The sequence below is a fragment of the Nocardia tengchongensis genome, from assembly GCF_054781395.1.
Genome location: NZ_BAAGUM010000012.1, coordinates 137,691 through 154,043 on the forward strand (window position 1 = coordinate 137,691; position 16,353 = coordinate 154,043).

At 68.1% G+C, this 16,353-nt stretch carries 19 protein-coding genes; 5 read left to right on the top strand and 14 right to left on the bottom strand.

What is annotated here, in order from left to right; translation table 11 throughout:
* The first annotated feature begins 554 nt into the window (after window positions 1-554).
* Window positions 555-779 (top strand): hypothetical protein, encoded by a 225-nt coding sequence (locus ACYVKL_RS25280; protein ID WP_379174117.1) that lies wholly within the window; start codon window positions 555-557, stop codon window positions 777-779.
* Between the two features lie 370 nt (window positions 780-1,149).
* On the opposite strand, the gene ACYVKL_RS25285 is transcribed toward ACYVKL_RS25280, so the two are convergent.
* Window positions 1,150-2,070: a LysR family transcriptional regulator gene (locus ACYVKL_RS25285; protein ID WP_379174116.1), complete on the bottom strand. Its 921-nt coding sequence runs from the start codon at window positions 2,068-2,070 to the stop codon at window positions 1,150-1,152.
* Between the two features lie 179 nt (window positions 2,071-2,249).
* Between ACYVKL_RS25285 and ACYVKL_RS25290 the strand changes: the two genes are divergently transcribed.
* The gene (locus ACYVKL_RS25290; RefSeq protein ID WP_379174115.1) at window positions 2,250-3,083 is read left to right on the top strand and encodes a DMT family transporter; all 834 of its coding nucleotides are present in this window, start codon (window positions 2,250-2,252) and stop codon (window positions 3,081-3,083) included.
* A 153-nt stretch (window positions 3,084-3,236) separates the two neighbouring features.
* Here the strand turns inward: ACYVKL_RS25290 and ACYVKL_RS25295 are convergent, their stop codons facing one another.
* The 3 genes from ACYVKL_RS25295 to ACYVKL_RS25305 all read right to left on the bottom strand — a co-directional run bounded on the left by ACYVKL_RS25295 (window position 3,237) and on the right by ACYVKL_RS25305 (window position 4,823).
* Window positions 3,237-3,920: an alpha/beta fold hydrolase gene (locus ACYVKL_RS25295; RefSeq protein ID WP_379174113.1), complete on the bottom strand. Its 684-nt coding sequence runs from the start codon at window positions 3,918-3,920 to the stop codon at window positions 3,237-3,239.
* Window positions 3,921-4,013: 93 nt separating this feature from the next.
* Window positions 4,014-4,433 carry an SRPBCC family protein gene (locus tag ACYVKL_RS25300; RefSeq protein WP_379174112.1) on the bottom strand — a complete coding sequence of 140 codons (420 nt, stop codon included), beginning with the start codon at window positions 4,431-4,433 and terminating at the stop codon, window positions 4,014-4,016.
* Window positions 4,434-4,487: 54 nt separating this feature from the next.
* The gene (locus ACYVKL_RS25305) at window positions 4,488-4,823 is read right to left on the bottom strand and encodes a VOC family protein (RefSeq protein ID WP_379174111.1); all 336 of its coding nucleotides are present in this window, start codon (window positions 4,821-4,823) and stop codon (window positions 4,488-4,490) included.
* 84 nt (window positions 4,824-4,907) lie between these two features.
* Here ACYVKL_RS25305 and ACYVKL_RS25310 point away from each other — a divergent pair, with 84 nt between their 5' ends.
* Complete coding sequence (locus ACYVKL_RS25310) at window positions 4,908-5,540, top strand: CGNR zinc finger domain-containing protein (protein WP_379174110.1); 633 nt, start codon at window positions 4,908-4,910, stop codon at window positions 5,538-5,540.
* Window positions 5,541-5,699: 159 nt separating this feature from the next.
* Window positions 5,700-6,485 carry a CPBP family intramembrane glutamic endopeptidase gene (locus tag ACYVKL_RS25315; protein WP_379174109.1) on the top strand — a complete coding sequence of 262 codons (786 nt, stop codon included), beginning with the start codon at window positions 5,700-5,702 and terminating at the stop codon, window positions 6,483-6,485.
* Between the two features lie 148 nt (window positions 6,486-6,633).
* Here the strand turns inward: ACYVKL_RS25315 and ACYVKL_RS25320 are convergent, their stop codons facing one another.
* The 10 genes from ACYVKL_RS25320 to ACYVKL_RS25365 all read right to left on the bottom strand — a co-directional run bounded on the left by ACYVKL_RS25320 (window position 6,634) and on the right by ACYVKL_RS25365 (window position 15,299).
* Window positions 6,634-6,870 (bottom strand): hypothetical protein, encoded by a 237-nt coding sequence (locus tag ACYVKL_RS25320; protein ID WP_379174107.1) that lies wholly within the window; start codon window positions 6,868-6,870, stop codon window positions 6,634-6,636.
* A 71-nt stretch (window positions 6,871-6,941) separates the two neighbouring features.
* A complete protein-coding gene (locus tag ACYVKL_RS25325) occupies window positions 6,942-7,403 on the bottom strand; it encodes a nuclear transport factor 2 family protein (RefSeq protein ID WP_379174105.1) in 462 nt (153 codons plus the stop codon).
* 241 nt (window positions 7,404-7,644) lie between these two features.
* Entirely contained in the window at window positions 7,645-8,592 is a 948-nt protein-coding gene (locus ACYVKL_RS25330) for an ABC transporter substrate-binding protein (RefSeq protein ID WP_379174104.1), read from the bottom strand.
* 29 nt (window positions 8,593-8,621) lie between these two features.
* On the bottom strand, window positions 8,622-9,329 hold the full coding sequence (locus ACYVKL_RS25335; RefSeq protein WP_379174103.1) for a class II aldolase/adducin family protein: 708 nt from the start codon (window positions 9,327-9,329) through the stop codon (window positions 8,622-8,624).
* 39 nt (window positions 9,330-9,368) lie between these two features.
* Entirely contained in the window at window positions 9,369-10,538 is a 1,170-nt protein-coding gene (locus tag ACYVKL_RS25340) for an LLM class flavin-dependent oxidoreductase (protein WP_379174102.1), read from the bottom strand.
* Window positions 10,535-11,629: an LLM class flavin-dependent oxidoreductase gene (locus ACYVKL_RS25345; RefSeq protein ID WP_379174101.1), complete on the bottom strand. Its 1,095-nt coding sequence runs from the start codon at window positions 11,627-11,629 to the stop codon at window positions 10,535-10,537. The genes ACYVKL_RS25340 and ACYVKL_RS25345 overlap by 4 nt, the downstream gene beginning before the upstream one ends.
* Window positions 11,626-12,651, bottom strand: coding sequence for an ABC transporter substrate-binding protein (locus ACYVKL_RS25350; protein ID WP_379174099.1), 1,026 nt, complete (start codon window positions 12,649-12,651; stop codon window positions 11,626-11,628). The genes ACYVKL_RS25345 and ACYVKL_RS25350 overlap by 4 nt, the downstream gene beginning before the upstream one ends.
* The gene (locus ACYVKL_RS25355; RefSeq protein WP_379174097.1) at window positions 12,648-13,400 is read right to left on the bottom strand and encodes an ABC transporter ATP-binding protein; all 753 of its coding nucleotides are present in this window, start codon (window positions 13,398-13,400) and stop codon (window positions 12,648-12,650) included. Before ACYVKL_RS25355 ends, ACYVKL_RS25350 begins: the two co-directional genes overlap by 4 nt.
* On the bottom strand, window positions 13,397-14,260 hold the full coding sequence (locus ACYVKL_RS25360; RefSeq protein ID WP_379174096.1) for an ABC transporter permease: 864 nt from the start codon (window positions 14,258-14,260) through the stop codon (window positions 13,397-13,399). The genes ACYVKL_RS25355 and ACYVKL_RS25360 overlap by 4 nt, the downstream gene beginning before the upstream one ends.
* 1 nt (window position 14,261) lies before the next feature.
* Window positions 14,262-15,299, bottom strand: coding sequence for an NrtA/SsuA/CpmA family ABC transporter substrate-binding protein (locus ACYVKL_RS25365; RefSeq protein ID WP_379174095.1), 1,038 nt, complete (start codon window positions 15,297-15,299; stop codon window positions 14,262-14,264).
* Between the two features lie 286 nt (window positions 15,300-15,585).
* Between ACYVKL_RS25365 and ACYVKL_RS25370 the strand changes: the two genes are divergently transcribed.
* Entirely contained in the window at window positions 15,586-16,341 is a 756-nt protein-coding gene (locus ACYVKL_RS25370) for an IclR family transcriptional regulator (RefSeq protein WP_379174094.1), read from the top strand.
* The last annotated feature ends 12 nt before the right edge of the window (window positions 16,342-16,353 follow it).

Sequence of the window (16,353 nt, forward strand, 5' to 3'; positions counted from 1 at the left end):
TACGGAGACCACCTGCGTGGCAGACCTTGTCACCGCGGGCGCACCCGGCGACCGGGCGCGGTGCACCGATGACGACATGAGCCTCACCGCCGCGGCGGCTGACCCGACCGCTGATGAATATCTGCACGCGAGCACTTCCTCTTCGAGCGACGATTTCTGCTGTGACGGTCCAAATTGCTGCTCGGGCCGGGTGGATAGGAAGAGTCTGCGGGCCGATCCACCCGGCTGCCGAGCACGATGCGCCGCTCGGGAGGTGGTGAAGCGGGCATCGATTCCGGAGTCGTCCACGGTTGACCCCGGTCGGATGATCCGAAGTGAGAATGCGGCGTGATAACCCGCCGGATCCACGCCGCGCTCCACGATCGGCTCACCCGCAAAGCACCGTATCGAGATCCTGGGCTGGAGCGGCCCGAATGCCGCTCTGATGGCACGAATCGAGAGTGTCCAGGCACGGAAAGTCACCGACATCTAGAAATTAGCCAAGTGATCGAGATTGTCGTGCAGAATGCCGGTCAGAACCGGCCCGACCGGTCGGTGAACCTTAATGGGGTGAAATGACCGATCTGATGGGATCGCCCGCGCACGAACTGCTCGCGCAGATCCTCGCGCGCTACGGCAGCATCGACGTCTTCATCGCCCGCCTGCACGTTCTGCTGGACACACCCACCGTCGAGCACCCGGCCGCGGTGGCACCCTCGGCCGGTGGCCGGCACCGGCTCGCAGAACCTACGGGCACAGTGCCGATGACTACCGCAGCCCCACCTCGCCCACGTGGCTGAAACCTGGGGTTCCGGGCTACCGAGAGGCGGGCGCAGGCGGGGGCAAACCGTACCGGCGCTAACGCGGTGATGCCCCGGCATAGTCCCCGGGCATCACGAAAATGGTTGTGGCTGTGGCTATTTCTTGGCCGACGCGTGAGCTGGTTCGTTGTGCTGTTGAACGAGTCGTACAGGTCGAGGCCATCGCTGCGTTCGCCGAGCATTCCCGTGCAGACAGCATCATCGCCCGGCCTCCGGTTGCCGCCAGCAAGGACGCCGGGATATTCGATGCGACGGCCGCGGCCCACCGTCTATCGGTTCTGGGGCGGAATCGATTCCACCGTGTCTTTGGATCGGCTACCGGCAAACCATTCACCTGAGTTCACGCCCGCTATGGAACCGACCTTGACGAGTGGTGTCGAGACGATGGTGGCTGCTGCGCTGACCTGGTTCGAGAACGTGCTGTGTCCACCATGTGAGCGACAGCCGGATGCCATGGCCGATCGGAGGGGCCGCAAAGGTACAGGGACCGTTCGAGATTGTGTTTGATCGGAACCAAGACCAGGTCGTCACCTTCCATACCCGCAGCGGACTCGGGTACCACGGTCACGCCGATTCCTGCCCTGACCATGGAGAACAAGGTGCTCAGCTGGCGCACCCGATGCGTGGGTCGGAATTCGGAACGGGCACGGCGGTGCAACTCCCGAATGTGCGGCTCGCAGCCGCCCATCGACAGCAGCAGCGGATCGTCGGTGAGGTCGGCGATGTCGACGACGGCCTCGGCGGCCAGCGGATGGTCCCTTCTCATGGCCGCGCAGAAGGTGTCTCGCGCCAGCAGTACCGCTCGCGTCGGTGCTTCGGACGGGTCGACGAGCACCGCCGCATCCGCGGTCGCATCACCGAGCCATCCAGCCACTTCGGCCTCTTCGCCTTCCAGCACAACAACTCTCACTCGGGGCAGTTCGACCTCCCAGGCGTTGAGGAGATCGGGAAGCAGGGCGTGACAAGCGGTCGGCGGCGCCGCGAGTGTGATCGAACCGAAGGGGACGCCGGTCCGGCCTCGCAGCACGTCCTGGGCGGCTGAGGCGGCCGCCACCGCGACCCGGGCGTGCTCGAGAATGCACTGACCCAGGGCGGTGGGGGTGATGGGGAACTCTCGCGTCACCACAGGCTGTCCGCTGAGGCGCTCGAGCGCTGCGATCGTGTGTGATACGGCGGACTGGCTGACGCCGAGTTCGGCTGCGGCCGTGCCGAATCCGCCGGCGTCCACGACCGCAACCAGGGTCTTGAGGTGTGTGAGTGAGATGTCCATGAATCTTCCTCATGATGTGACCAGTTCATGTCATTGGACTCATGTATAGCTCACCGGCAGACTGAAACGCGATCGAACGACTCGTGTGAAAGGGGCCCTTCCGATGACCCTGGTCGAAGCTGGAGCGCGAACGAGGGCCAGTTGGGTGCCGAAGTTCGTTGTGCTGTCGGGGATTTGGGGTGCCAGCTTCGCTCTCATCAAGCATCGCTGTCGATGCGGGTGTCGCCTCGGTGTGGGTCGCGTTGTGGCGGTGTGCCTTCGGCGCGCTCGCGCTGATCGTCGTGTGTGCGGTGCGTCGGGAGGCGCTACCGCGCACGCGGTCGATATGGGGCCATGCTGCTGTGGTTGCCCTGCTGGTCAACGCGATTCCTTTTACCCTGTTCGCGCTGGCGGAGCAACACATCGGCTCGGTGCTGGCCGGCCTGATCAACGCGACGACCCCGATCATGACGATGGGCTTCACCATCCTGCTGGTCCCCGGCGAGCCACTGACCCGACGTCGGGTCGAAGGAGTCCTGATCGGGTTTGCAGGCGTGGCTTGCCTGCTCGGAGTCTGGCGGGGCATGGATGCCGACACGGTGGGCGGTATTGCCCTCTGTCTGGGTGCCACCCTCTGCTACGGCGCTGGATTCGCCTACACCCACATGTTCCTCACCAAGCCGGGGAGTTCGCCAGCGGTCCTGTCGCTGACCCAGTTGCTCGCCGCCACACTGGAATTGACCCTGATTGCCCTGCTGTCCGGTCGTGTCCCGACCGTGCCGGAGTGGCCTGGCGCTGTCGGTCTGATCGTTCTGGGCGTGTTCGGCACGGGCTACGCGTTTGTGCTCAACATGCAGGTGATCGCCTCCGCCGGGGCGACGATCGCCTCGACGATCACCTACGTCGTCCCGATCTGGTCCACCATCCTGGGTGCAGTGCTGCTGTCGGAAACTGTCCGCTGGAATGCTGTTATCGGCGGGATCGCAGTCGTCGCTGGCATTGTCGTGACACGCTCCCGGCCTGCCCTGAAATGAATCCGATTGCGGGGAAGCGGGACCGGGTTCAGCGGCACAACCCGCCGCTCGATGCAGCGCGAGCTACTGGCCCTGGCCATTGCCACACCGCCGGTCACCGGTGAGATCCCGAAATCGATCACGGCCACCGTGCACTGGCTGAACCGCGGCGGTTCAACGCTCGGTCTTGAACTCACCAACGATACGTGCCAGCGATACCGGGTCCTGCAGCATCGGCAGGTGACCCGTCGACAGTTCGCTGCGGAACTCCGCGCCGAGCTCGGTGGCGTGCCTGCGTTGATCCGCCGCGGGGATAACCCGGTCCGACGAGGTCACGACATACCCGCGTCGCGCCGGAAACGTTCGCGCGGACACGCCGTCCCGATAGAGGTGTTGCGATTCCGGCTCGAACTGCGAGACGATGCGCGAGGTGTCGGCCTCGCCGAGTCCCGCGCACACCCCGGAGCGGATCGCGTTCTCGGGAGGCCTGGTTCCCGCGAACCGCATGATCAGACCCATGACGAGCTTCTGCGGCATTGGCATGGCACCGAGGAACGACTTCCCGATGCCGGGCATCGACGCCGCGACGCCGAGGATGCCGTCGAGCCGCTCCGGCGCGATGGCCGCGATCTCACTGGCCACGACCCCGCCGATCGAGTGGGCCACGACGGTGAATACGTGGCCGGGTGCCTGCTCCAGAACTGCGTCGGCGTAGTCCCGCAGAGTGGCGTCCGCGCGACGCGGGTAGGTTGCGACGACCGATTCGACTTGCAGCGAATTTCGAACATCGTCCCAGATCCAAGCTGGAAGTCCTGCGCCGCTGAGGAACAGTATCGGCGTTGTCTGCGAGGCGGTCATGGTTGCTCCTGTATTGGGCTGTCGGTGCGTTGTTGCTGATGTGCTGGCCGCAGTCCCCGGGGAAGGACCGCGACCAGCGGTGACGCGACTGACCTAGCCGAGGTGCGCGCTGGCGGATTCCACGGTCTGCTTGAAGATGCTCATGCCTTGGTCCATCCCGGCGCCCATCTGAATGGTGAGCTCATCGGGTTGCACGTCGTGGATCCAGACGAACCGGCTGCGGCCGTCCTCGTGCGGGAGGACTTGCATCGACGCGTTGTCGTGTGTCGGCTGCATGGTGTCGCCGATGATCGAGAAGACGAGACGACGCTGCTCATCGTCGAGCGCGATGAGCCGCTCGCGCAACACGGTCCCGTTGGCGAATGTGACAACCCTGATGTCCGGTTCCTCGACCTGGCAGTCGGTGACGAAGCCAGGCGCCATCCGGACGGGCCCGTCGGTGAAGTCGCTGATGATCGCCCACACTGTCGCGGGGTCGGCATCGATGATGATCTCTTTCTGCACGGAGGCCATATCTGTCTCTTCTCTGGTGTGGAGATACGGGGATCGTGAAGTTGATGGGCGCGTCTATGCGGCGACGACGCAGAACTGGTTGCCCTCGGGGTCAGCCAGCACGACCCACCCGTCGAAGCGCCCCACTTCGGTCGCGCCGAGGGCCCGAATCCGGTCGACCTCGCCCGCCAGGTCATCGGCGAACAGGTCCAGATGCAGCCGATTCTTGCCCTCCCGGCCTTCGGGCACGACCTGCAGGGACAGGCCGGCGCCGGTCTTGTCCGAGTCCTCCAGATAGGTGGTGCCTTCGTCCGAGGACGCGACTTGGTACCCCGTGACCGCCTGCCAGAAGGCGGTGCTGCCTGCCAGGTCGTTCGTATCGATACAGATGTTGCCAATGCTGACGCTCACCAACGAGCCCTCTCATCTAACTGACGTACCGGTTACGTCAGTTAGGTAACCTACCATGGCGACTAGCCGGGTAGGGTGCGAGAGGTGAAGAATGAGCGGACTGCCGATCTTGTGCCGGACCTCGCAACCGGGACGGCGCCGATGCCGCTGCGCACGATCGAGCAGTTCATCAACACCCGCCGCCGCGACAGCGACGAGATCGCAACCCCGCCACAGCTGGCGAAGTGGTTGCACGCCAACGGCCTGACACCAGTCGAGACGGTGGTGAACGCCGAGCAGCGCGACCGCGCCGAACGGATCCGCGAGGGACTACGCGCGCTGATCGCAGAGAACAACACCGAGCCGGTCTCGAGCCCACGCCCAGACGGCCTCAACCCCGCCGCTCGTGCCGAATTCGCCGAACTCACCCGAGACTTCCCGTTGATGCTCGACGTGACTGTTTCCCCGCCCCGGCTGGTCGCCTGCGCCCCGACGCCGGTCGAGGCGGCGCTGGCCAGGCTTCTCGCCATCGTGGCCGAGGCTGTGGCCGAAGGTACGTGGACGCGACTGAAGGCCTGCCGGGAGCCGAGCTGCCGATGGGCCTACTACGACCACTCACGCAATCGCCGCCGGACCTGGTGCTCCATGGATATCTGCGGCAACCGCGCCAAAGCCCGTGCCTCACACCACCGCAAGTCCACCACGCCCTCGACCGCGGGCCAGTCCACCAATCGATAGGTCCGCGCCGTCGGCCTGGCGATCTCACGCTGCCATCCGGGGCAGGCGTGGAGTGGCGTCGCACAGGTCTGGTCAGCTCGCCGCCGAGCACATCGTCGATGTCGTGCGAGTCCTGCACCAGCGCATGGATATCGACCGCTGTCGCAGTATGGTCGGGGCGTGATCGATGAGCGCAGACCGCTACTGTTCCTGACTTCGGTTGCGCTGTCCTCGATCCCGTTCTTCGTGTTGGGCGCAGTCACCGGCGAAATACGGCTGGGCGCAATGCGACTACCCGCGAGCGCGGCCATGTTCATGATTCCCGTTGCCGTCGCCGCGGCACTGACCTGGCGGTATTCCGGTGCTGCGGCGGTGCCGGGGCTGCTGCGGCGGGCCGTGGACCGTCCCGCCGCCGCGCTGCGCTGGTACGTGCTTGCTGTGTTGCTGCCGGTGGCGCTGGCGGTGGGGTCCGCGGCGGCCGTGTGCTGGACGGGGCAGGCCGGATGGCGGCTGCCGCTGTCCCCGGCCGCCGCACCGGGGCTGGTGCTGGTTTTCCTGATCGCAGCGACCTGCGAGGAGCTGGGCTGGACCGGATATGCGATCGAGCCGTTACGGCAGCGCTTCGGCATGTTGCCGGCCGCGCTCGGTCTGGGCGTCTATTGGGCGGTCTGGCATGTGATTCCGTTGTTCGAGGCGGGACATCCGGTGGGTTGGATCGCCGGATGGTTCCTCGGTGCGGTCGCCATTCGGGTGCTGATCGTGTGGCTGCACGATCGCACAGGGCATGGAGTGAGTGCGGCGATCCTGATGCACGTCTCGTTCAATGCCACCGCCGCCTATACCCCGGGGCTGGACCGGCCGATCAGCGTGATCACCACCGGCGTCCTCACGGCCGCGCTCACCGCCGGTCTGATGTGGAACAGCACATCTCGGACTCCGCGGGCAATCGACGCGTTGACGCATTGACCCTCTCCCGCAGGCGTGGCCGGCGCATATCGCGTGGCTGCATCGACCGGTCACAGCACCCGCTGGAGGACTTCCTCCAGCGGTGCGTCGCCCTCATCCGGACGAGTAGCCGGACCGCCGATCAGGATCTGGTCCCGTGTTGGATGTACTACTCGCGGCGAGGGCGTAGCCCTGCGAAGAGACCGAGTACGACGACGGCCACCAGCCACACCGCTACTCCCGGGACTGCGAGGACAACCGTTCCCCACAGCATGATGAACGGCCCGTAATACGCCACTCGGGCCCAATATCCGCAGGGGCCCACATCTTCCGGAACGGTCGCGCATTCGGGGTGGCCGATGCCCGCGAAAGCCAGGGTCGCGAGCATCGGAATCGTAACTGCCACAACGAGTATGGTCGTCAGGCTCACGATCGCCAGGTTGACGGTGGAGCGGGAGGGGACTGACATACGCCCTCTCACCGGATCGACGCGACCCCGGTCTCGATGACGCTGTCGGCGGCGTCCCCATCGAAGATGTCACGATGTCCACGCGCGGTGTCCATATATTCCCGAACCCTGTGGATGAGGCCGCCCCGCAACTCGAAGACGAAGCAGTAGTCGTTGCGGTACCTGTTCCCGTTCGCCAGCGTGGCGCTCATCGTCTCCTCCACGATCACCCGATCCCCATCGGCATAGAAGCCGTGGAAGTCCACGGCGACATCACTGACGAACAACCGCGAGAACTCGTGTGCCAGAAAGTGTGTGATGGCCTGCCTGCCGATCATGTGACTCGGACCGTCGAGCGCGACCGCGGTCGCGTTGCCCGCCGGAGCAAGCCATTCGGCATCGGCGGCGAAGAACGCTGCGATCTGCTCAGCCTCGTGGCTGGCGAACGCACGCCACGCCGCCTGGACGATGGCCTTGCTGTCGGTAGTCATGACTCGACGGTACAGACGTGCACACCTGTCACTCTGGCGGAAAACGGACGAGATCAACCACGCTGGGACCGCCCGCCCCGCGCATAGGACCGCGAAACGTATTTTCTTGCCGCTGGTCGCGCGGGTGACAACCTGTCCGACGAACTGAAGGCCCGGATCGACGCCTGGACGCGGTGCACGACTTCCCCGCGGAGGGCGTCCCCGCCGCGGAAGCCGGGCGGGCGGCTTCCGCGGCCGCACGTCACCCCGCGACAGGCGCCGATCGGGTGGAGGCGACGAAGTCGCCGATCCACGGCAGCACGGCGTCCCGCACCGGAATGCTCTTGGGCGCAAGTCCATTGGCTGCCAGCAGATCGGCGGCGCGCTGCTGCTCGTCGAGGAAGGCGTCCGAGACCGGGTGCACGCCGAAGGGGCGGCCGCGCAGGGCGGATTCCCACGCGTCGAGGTCGGCGGTGCCACCGCGGGCGACGATGTCGTCGACGAAATACTGGGCCGCCGCGCGCGGGTTCTCGATGATCCAGGCATCGGATTCCTGGAGGGCGGCGAGGATGGTCTCCAGTGCCTCGCGGTTGTTCTCGGCGAAGTCGCGGCGGGTGAACCACAGCGACGGATGGCTGAACACGGATTCGGTGTCGACCAGCGTGTGCAGCTCGGCGACGGCCTCGATCGCGGCCAGCCCGGGGTACGCGCCCACCCACGCGTCGAGGTCGCCGTCGATCAGTGCGGTCCCGCCGTTCACGTCGGTGTCGACCGGTTCGATATCGGCCCAGCCCAGGCCCGCCCGGTCCAGGGCGAACAGCAGCAGCGTGGTCTGCCAGGATCCGTGCGCGATGCCGACCCGCTTGCCCTTCAGATCCGCCACGGTGTCGATGCCGCTGCCGGCCTTGGCGACCAGGCGGCCGTTCTCGATGCGCGGCCCGGAGATGCCCAGGTAGACGATGTCGCGGTCGTTGGCCAGCGCGGTGACCGGCGGTGTGAACCCGGTGCCGATGATGTCGTAGCCGCCCTCGGTGAACAGCCAGTCCGAATGCAGCGACGGCAGCGCGGTTTTCACGTCGACCGGTGCGGCCGCGGGCAGGGCGCGCAGGTCGACCCACTCCACGTCGGGCAGGGCGCGTTCGACGATGCCGCGGTGCCGCAGCACGAACAGCGAATTGTTGTGCGGGAAGTAGCCGATACGAATGGGCATGGAGAGCTCCTTCGGTGGATGAACGGGATTCAGAGCAGGCCGCGGCGGCGGGCCTCGTCGGCCAGACCGGTGCGGCCCCACTGCACCGCCAGGTTGGACGGATCGAATTCGGCGGAGCCGCCCAGGGTTTCGGCGATGGCCTGGTACTGCGCGCCCTCCTCGAGCAGGACGACGAGCTTGGCCAGTTCCAGCAGTCCGCCGCGGCCGATGACGTTCGCGCCGCCATTGGCCTCGAAGATGGCGATCAGGTCCGGGTCGGCGGACAGTCGGTCGAGGATGAAATCGCCCGCGCCGATGCTGCGGTCGATGTGCGGCGGGATCTCACGAGACAGGGTCAACCGCTGCACCGCCGCGTACCGGATGGGGAAGGTGCGGTGGGTCTGCGCCCACCCGCCCAGCCACGGCGAATGCACGTGCACCACGGAGGTGATCTCCGGATGCGCACGGAACACCTTGGCGTAGCCGGTGACGAAGCCAGCGGATCCGGTGCCGGACAACACTTCTCCGTCGAAGGTCGCGACGACCGGCGCCACGGTGTGATCGTCGGCCCACGGGCCGGGCTCGTTCAGGGCGACGGCGATGTCCTCGCCCGGCACCCGCTCGACGAAGTTGACGGTGCCGTTGCCGGTCACGGTGCCGGTCTCGCGCAGCACCCGGAACGCCTTCGCGGCGTCGCGGGCGGCGGTCGCGGCGAAATCGGCGACGGTGTCGGTGAGCCGGGTCTCGGTGGTGGTCATGGCTTCTCCAGAGGCTTGGTGATGGATGGGAGTTCCGGCTCAGTGCGCGAGCGACAGGGCGGAGACGGAGTCGGGCGTGGTCAGGCGGGAGCGGCCGAGCAGCGGCAGCACCTCCTCGCCGACCCGGTACGCCTCCTCGAGATGCGGATTGCCCGCGAGAACGAAGGCGTCGACGCCCAGCCCGACCAGCTGGTCGAGGCGTTCGGCGACCTGTTCGTAGCTGCCGACCAGTCCGAAGGCGGGACCACCGCGAATCAGGCTGAACCCGCACCACACATTGGGCTGCACCTCCAGATCCCGGTAGCCGGTGATGGTTTCGGGCACCCAGCCCTGGATCCGGGCCGCGCCGACCGAATCGCCCTGGGCGGCCCGGTTGGCGGCGTCGCGGTCCACGAAGGCCCAGCCCTTCTCGATCTCCGCCCAGGCCGCCTCTTCGGTGTGCCGGGCGACGATGTCGATGCGGACCGCGAATTTCGGTGTGCGGCCGATCTTCTCGGCGTGCGCCCGTACCCCGTCGAATTTGGCCCGCAGGTCGGCGAAGGGTTCCAGCCAGGACAGGTAGTAGTCGGCGTGCCGTCCGGCGGCCTGGACCGCCGCGCCCGACGACCCGGAGAAGTAGACCTCCGGGAACGGCTGTCCGGCCAGTCCCGGCGGTAGCGCCGCCTGCTCGCCGCGGAAGAAGCGACCGTCGTGGGTGAACGGCTCGCCGTCCCATACGCCGCGCAGCACGTCCAGGAACTCGCTGGTGCGCGCATACCGGTCGTCGTGCGAAACCTTGTCGCCCCACCACAATTGGGCCGGGCCGCCGCCACCGCTGATGATGTTGTAGACCAGTCGCCCGCCGGTCGCGCGCTGCAGGCTCGCCGACATGCGGGCGGCCTGCACCGGATGCAGGAAGCCGGGCTGGAAGGCGACCATGAACCGGTAGGTGGTGGTCTCTCGCGCCAGGGCGGCCGCCACCGCCCACGGGTCCTCGGTGACCGGGAACGACGGCAGCAGACCGCCGAGGAATCCGGCCGACTCCGAGGCGCGGGCCACCGCGGCGACATGGTCGATGTAGCCGTAGCCGTCGAGTTCGCCACCCCGGATCGCGGGCGCGATATTGCCCGGCCCGTATCCGCCGGCGTGCCCGCGGTTGTAGCGGCGCGGCGTGCGCAGGGACGCGTGATCGCCCTCCATGCCGATGCGCCAATAGATGTCGATGGTCATGCGATGGCCTCCTTCAGGACGCGTCCGGCCGGGTCGGCGAGATGCAGCAGGTGCTCACCGGCGCGATGCACCTCTTCGATGTGCGGATGACCGGACAGCACGAAGCTGTCCACACCGGCCGCGGCGTACTCCCGGAGCCGGGCCGCGACCTGCTCGTAGCTGCCGACCAGGCCGATGTCCTGTGGGTAGCCGAGTTCACCGAATCCGGCCCAGCGACCGTCACCCAAGCTCCGCGCGGACGCGTCCGCGTTGCCGGGACGCAATTCGCGCCACTGCCTTTCGACACGCGCCCACGCCTCCGCCTCGGTTTCGCGGGCGATGACGGGCAGCTCCAGCCCGGCGCGCACGAGACGGCCGTGGCCCGCGGCGCGACGGCGCAACTCGGCCAGGCCGTCGGCGAATCCGTCGGGTGTCTCGGTGAAGACGTGGACATCCGCGTGCCGCGCCGAAAGTTCGAGCGCCGCTGCGGAATTCCCGGTCAGATGTACCTCGGGGAGCGGGAGCCCGGACAGGATGCCGCGGAATCCGCCGTCGATCACGTCGTAGAACTCGCCCGCGTAGTCGAACCCGGTGCCCCGGAACCCGGCGCCCGCAACGGGTTCCGCGTTCCACACACCCTTGGCGACGGTGAGGAACTCCGCGGCCCGCGCGTACCGGTCGTCGCCGCCGACCCGATCCCCGCGCGCCCGCTCATCGGCCGGGTCGGTGTCCACCACCAGCCGCCAGGCCAGCCGCCCCGCCGAAAGTCGTTGCAACGTGGCCGACACCTTGGCCGCGTACACGGGAGTGCCGAAAGCGGGATGGAATTCGACGATCACCCGCGCATGCCTGGTCGCGCGCAACGCGCCACCGGCCACGACCCAGGACTCCTCGCCCAGCGGATCGTACGGCGCGAGCACCCCGTCCAGGCCGTTCAACTCGGACGCGTCGATGATCTGGTGCAGGTCGTCGAACGGCCCGAACCGGCCCGGTCGCACATCGGTGGCCGGGGTCGCCGGCGCGGGACCGCCGAATCCGCCGCGCCGCCGCAGCTCCGGGTTCGCCCGGCGGCCGTCGCCGCGGCTGGGCAGTCGCCACAGGTATTCGGTCATGCCGCCACCGTCCCGGCGGCGACCAGGGCGCGGGCCTGCTCCAACGGCTCGGGCGCGACCCAGGATTCGAGATCGAAATCGGCGGCCAGGAAGCCGTGGGTGTAGAGGAACCGCTGCTGCACGCCCAGCAGTTCGACCCGCTCCTCCGACAGCGACGGGTGCAGGCCGCGGTGGAACTCCTCGCCGTAGGCGGCCACGACACCCTCGGGGCCGGACAGCGTTTCGCGCTGCAGGACGGTGCGCACACCGTCCAGGTCGCCCGCCGCCCAATCCGCGGCGCGCAGACTCTGCGCCAGGAAGCCGACCACCACATCGGGCCGGGTGTCGAGGAGTTCCTGGTGCACCGTGATCGGTCGCGGCGTGCCATTGTTCACGCGCAGCCGCTTGGACCCGAGCGCGTCGAGATCGATCGCCACCCGCAGCCCGTGTTCGGCTGCCACTTCCTGCGCCCGCGCGCCCTTGACGTAGACGGCGTCCACGGTTCCGGCGAGCAATTCGTCGACACCCCAGGTCACACTGCGCCGCCGCTCCTGAATCTCGGTGCGCACCTGAGGATCCCGCTCCACTCCGATCTCCACCACCCGCACGTCGGCGAGGGTGAGCCCGGCCGTTCGCAGCGCGTTCGCGAACCCGTGCAGCGCCATCGCCCGCGGGAAACTGCGCGCCTGATCCGCGGCCCACGCCGGAATCCCGACCCGCAGGCCCGCCAGCTCCGCGGCCGAGGTCACCTGCGACTGCGGGCCCACCAGAATCGCCTGCGACTCGTCGATCCAGGTCAATCCGATCAGCCGGGTCGGCGAACCCTGCGCGCGGGCCGCCAGCGCGGGCACGTTGCCGCCCTCGCGGATCAGCCCCGACAGCTCATGGGAGAAGTGGAAGCCCGCCAGCTCCGGTCCGGCGTCCTGCAATACCCCGAACTTCAGGCCGCCGCTCGCGGCCGCCTCGCCCAGCCAGCCGAGGCTGTGTGCCAGGCCGCTGGCGGTGGGGACCGGGCAGCGGGTGTACCAGAGGGTGTCGGTCATGGTGTGCTCCTGGGGTTTTCGGTGGTGCGGCCGACGCCCAGCTGGGCGAGGAAGGCCGCCTGATAGCGCAGGGCCGCCGGGTCGGTGCGGTCGCGCGGATGCGGCAGTTCGATCTCGGTGTCGACGGCGAAGCGCCCGCGGTCCAGCACGAGTACGCGATCGGCCAGCCGCACCGCCTCGTCGACGTCGTGGGTGACCATGAGCACCGCGGGCCGGTGCCGCGCCACCAGATCGCCGACCAGGTCCTGCATCTGCAGCCGGGTCAGCGCGTCCAGGGCGGCGAACGGCTCGTCGAGCAGCAGCAATTCGGGTTCACGCACCAGCGCGCGGGCCAGCGCCGCTCGCTGGGCCTCACCGCCGGACAGGGTGGCCGGCCACTGCCGGGCCTTTCCGTCCAGCTGCACCTCGGCCAGCGCCCGCAACCCGGCCGCCCGCGTCTCGCGCGAACGACGCTGGCCGACAATCACATTCGGCAGCACGCGCTTGGAGGGGATGAGCCGGGGTTCCTGATAGACGGTGGTGCGGGCGGCGGGCACCAGCACCTGCCCCGCGTCGGGCAGTTCCAGACCGGTGAGCAGACGCAGCAGCGTGGTCTTGCCGGTACCGCTGGGCCCGAGCAGCACCACGAACTCGCCGCGCCGGATGGTCAGGTCGATGCCGTCCAGCACAGTCTTGTCCCCGAATGTCTTGTGCAGCCCGGTGATCGAGACGGCGACGGGGCTCCGGTTGCGCGACTCGACGGCGGTCATCGGATCGCCACCTGTCGCCGCCACGGCATGCCGAACCGCTCGGCGATCCGCACCAGCCCGTCGAAGACCAGGCCCAGCACCGCGTACAGCACCACGCACAACACCATGTAGTCGGTGCGGTTGTACTCCTGGGCCAGGGTCACCAGGTAGCCGACGCCCTCGGTGGTGCCCACCTGCTCGGCGGCGATCAGGCCGGTGATGCTGATGGACAGGCACACTCGCAGCGCCATCAGAATGCCGGGCAGCGCGGACGGCAGGATCACCTCGAGCACCAGCCGCGGCCCTCTCAGTCCGAACCCGCGCGCCGCCTCGACCACCTTGCGGTCCACATTGCGCACGCCCAGATAGGTGTAGGCGTACATGGGCGCGATGGTGGCCACCGCGATGAGCAGCACCTTGTACAGCTCGTCGATGCCGAACCAGGCGATGAACAGCGGCACCAGCGCCAGGAACGGCACCGCCCGCACGATCTGCATGGTCGAATCCACCAGTTCCTCACCGAGACTCGACAATCCGGCCGCCAGGCCCAGCAGCAGTCCGCCGCCCACGCCCAGTGCCACCCCGAGGGCGGCGCGGGTGAAGGAGGCCGCCGCGAAGTCGGCCAGCTGCCCGCTGCCCAGCAGTTCGGTGAACGCCGACCACACCTTGGGCGGCCCGGCCAGCACTTGCGGCGAGAGCGCCCCCGTCGCCGAGCCGATCCACCAGGCCGCGAAGATCACCGTGGGCAGCAGGAACCGCAGCGGCACGGAAATCCAGGTGGGCCTGCGCTTCTCGATTCTGGTGCGGGGCGGGGCGAGCGCGCTGAGCGCGTCCGCGGCGGGGGAGTCCGCTGCCGCGGTGGCGGCGACGAGGACGGCCATGTCAGCGCTCCTTCAACGCGGCCAGCTGCTCGGGGGTCAGCTTGGACTTCAGGTCGTAGAAGATGTCCGCGGCGGTGATCTTGCGGGCGATGACGCCGTTGCCCGCGAACAGGTTCACCACGTCGGCGAGGTCGGCGGCGTCGGACTCCCTGGGCAAGCGCGGCTGGGTCGCCTCCGCGTCCACGCGCAGGGCGTCGGTGAGCCGCTGGCCGCTGAGCGCGCGCGGGCCGGTCTTCTCGAAAACGTTCTCGAACTCGGCCGGAGTCGCGCGCTGCCGATCGGTCAGGCCCTGCAGCACTTCCAGGTACTTGGCCGCGACATCAGCGTGCTTGTCGAGGATCTCGGTGCGGAACACCACCACCGTGTTGTCCTTGGAATCGATGCTCTGCTCGGTGGCGATCTCCACGCCGCCATTGGCCTTGGCCTCCTGGTACGGGACCAGGAACGAGGCCCAGGCGTCCACCTTGCCGGTGGCGAAGGCGGAGGCGGCGTCCTTCTGCTGCAAGGGAACCCGCGTCACCTTGTCGGCCGGGACGCCCGCCTGTGCGAGAGCCTTGAGCAGGATGTACTCGCCCTTGGCGGCCGGATTCACCGCGACCCGCTTGCCCACCAGATCCGCGACCGAGCGGATGCCGGAGTCCTTGCCGGCCAGGATCCCGCTCTGATCCTTGCCCGCCGGATCCTGCACCGCCACGATCCGGACCGGCACGTCCTTGGACAGCGCACCCACCACCGGGCTGAACGCCGCGCCGGAGACGTCGAGCTCCTTGGTGTTGAACAGCTTCAGCATGGAGCTGAAACCCGGTGTGGTGGTGACCCATTCGATGCGCGCGCCCAGCGGAGCGAGCGCCTTGTCGAAGGTGCCGTCGCGTTTGCCGACCGCGAGCGGCCCGGAATTGCCCGGATCGACGACCTTCAGGACGAGTTCCGGTTTCGCCGCGTCGGTGGTGGCGCCGGACCCGCACGCGGCGACGAGAGCGATGACGGGGGCCAGTGCGAAGGCGAGACGCCAACGGTTCGGCCGGCGCGTGCGAAACATCGTGGGGCACCTCTTCCAACTCGGGAACCGATCGCGATGTCGATCGATGCCCTGGGACAGTAGGGATGCCGCCTTGGCGTGGCGAGGTAATGCTTTCCGAGGATCGGAAGGCTTGACAGTGATGGGTCGAAGCCGTTATGGCCCGGACGATTCCCGGCATCTGCTGAAATGACTGCTCATCGACAGAGTTTCACTCGTCGTGAGGCGAATCCGTTCGCGCGCAGCCTTTCCGAATAGTGGAAAGCGCGGCGATTTCGCGCCGTCCGGCTGTGTTACCGTCGCTGCCGTGGAAGCCTCCGGAGTGCAGACCGTCGCCCGTGCCCTGTCGGTGCTCGAATGCTTCCGGGGCGGCGACGAACGCGGCGTCTCGGAGATCGCGCGGCAACAGGGTCTGGCCGTGAGCACCACTCACCGCCTGCTGAAGGCGCTCGTGGACGGCGGATTCCTGGAGAAGAACGAGGAATCCAGCCGCTACCGCATGGGCGGCGCCCTCGCCGAATACGGGCAGATCGCCTACCGGCAGCACCGCATCTACCTCGCCGAACCCTGTCTGGAACAGCTGGCCGGCACCACCGGGGCCAATGCCTCGGTCGCCATCCGGCACAGCATCCACGCCGTACTGCTGGGCACCAGCCGCTGGCGCGACTCCGACGGCCACCGGCTGCAGGGCGTGCGACTTCCCCTGCACGCCAGCGCCCTCGGCAAAGCCCTGCTGGCCTGGTCCGACACCACCGACGAGGAACTGCGCGCGCTGCCCTACGACGAGGGCACCCCGCGCTCGGTCTCCGGCCCGGAGGAACTGCGCCGCGAACTCACCCGCACCCGCGAGCGCGGCTACGCCTACAACGACGAGGAACTCGACCCCGGCTTCCGCACCATCGGCCTGCCCATCCTCGACCGGGCCGGCCGCTGCCGCTTCGCTCTCGGCCTGCGCGGCCCTGCCACTCTCATGATCCCCGAACGGGTCCCGTTCCTGGTCGAACTCGCCAAGGTCACCGCCGCCGACATCGCCGCCCGGTTCGAGGTGGCGGCCGACGCATAGCGGCATCCGGAC

Bases quoted from the DNA above. Each gene is read 5' to 3' on its own strand.
- ACYVKL_RS25280 (WP_379174117.1), top strand. From the start codon at position 555: ATGACCGATCTGATGGGATCGCCCGCGCACGAACTGCTCGCGCAGATC.
- ACYVKL_RS25285 (WP_379174116.1), bottom strand. From the start codon at position 2,070: ATGGACATCTCACTCACACACCTCAAGACCCTGGTTGCGGTCGTGGAC.
- ACYVKL_RS25295 (WP_379174113.1), bottom strand. From the start codon at position 3,920: ATGACCGCCTCGCAGACAACGCCGATACTGTTCCTCAGCGGCGCAGGA.
- ACYVKL_RS25300 (WP_379174112.1), bottom strand. From the start codon at position 4,433: ATGGCCTCCGTGCAGAAAGAGATCATCATCGATGCCGACCCCGCGACA.
- ACYVKL_RS25325 (WP_379174105.1), bottom strand. From the start codon at position 7,403: ATGACTACCGACAGCAAGGCCATCGTCCAGGCGGCGTGGCGTGCGTTC.
- ACYVKL_RS25330 (WP_379174104.1), bottom strand. From the start codon at position 8,592: ATGCCCATTCGTATCGGCTACTTCCCGCACAACAATTCGCTGTTCGTG.
- ACYVKL_RS25335 (WP_379174103.1), bottom strand. From the start codon at position 9,329: ATGACCACCACCGAGACCCGGCTCACCGACACCGTCGCCGATTTCGCC.
- ACYVKL_RS25340 (WP_379174102.1), bottom strand. From the start codon at position 10,538: ATGACCATCGACATCTATTGGCGCATCGGCATGGAGGGCGATCACGCG.
- ACYVKL_RS25345 (WP_379174101.1), bottom strand. From the start codon at position 11,629: ATGACCGAATACCTGTGGCGACTGCCCAGCCGCGGCGACGGCCGCCGG.
- ACYVKL_RS25350 (WP_379174099.1), bottom strand. From the start codon at position 12,651: ATGACCGACACCCTCTGGTACACCCGCTGCCCGGTCCCCACCGCCAGC.
- ACYVKL_RS25355 (WP_379174097.1), bottom strand. From the start codon at position 13,400: ATGACCGCCGTCGAGTCGCGCAACCGGAGCCCCGTCGCCGTCTCGATC.
- ACYVKL_RS25360 (WP_379174096.1), bottom strand. From the start codon at position 14,260: ATGGCCGTCCTCGTCGCCGCCACCGCGGCAGCGGACTCCCCCGCCGCG.
- ACYVKL_RS25365 (WP_379174095.1), bottom strand. From the start codon at position 15,299: ATGTTTCGCACGCGCCGGCCGAACCGTTGGCGTCTCGCCTTCGCACTG.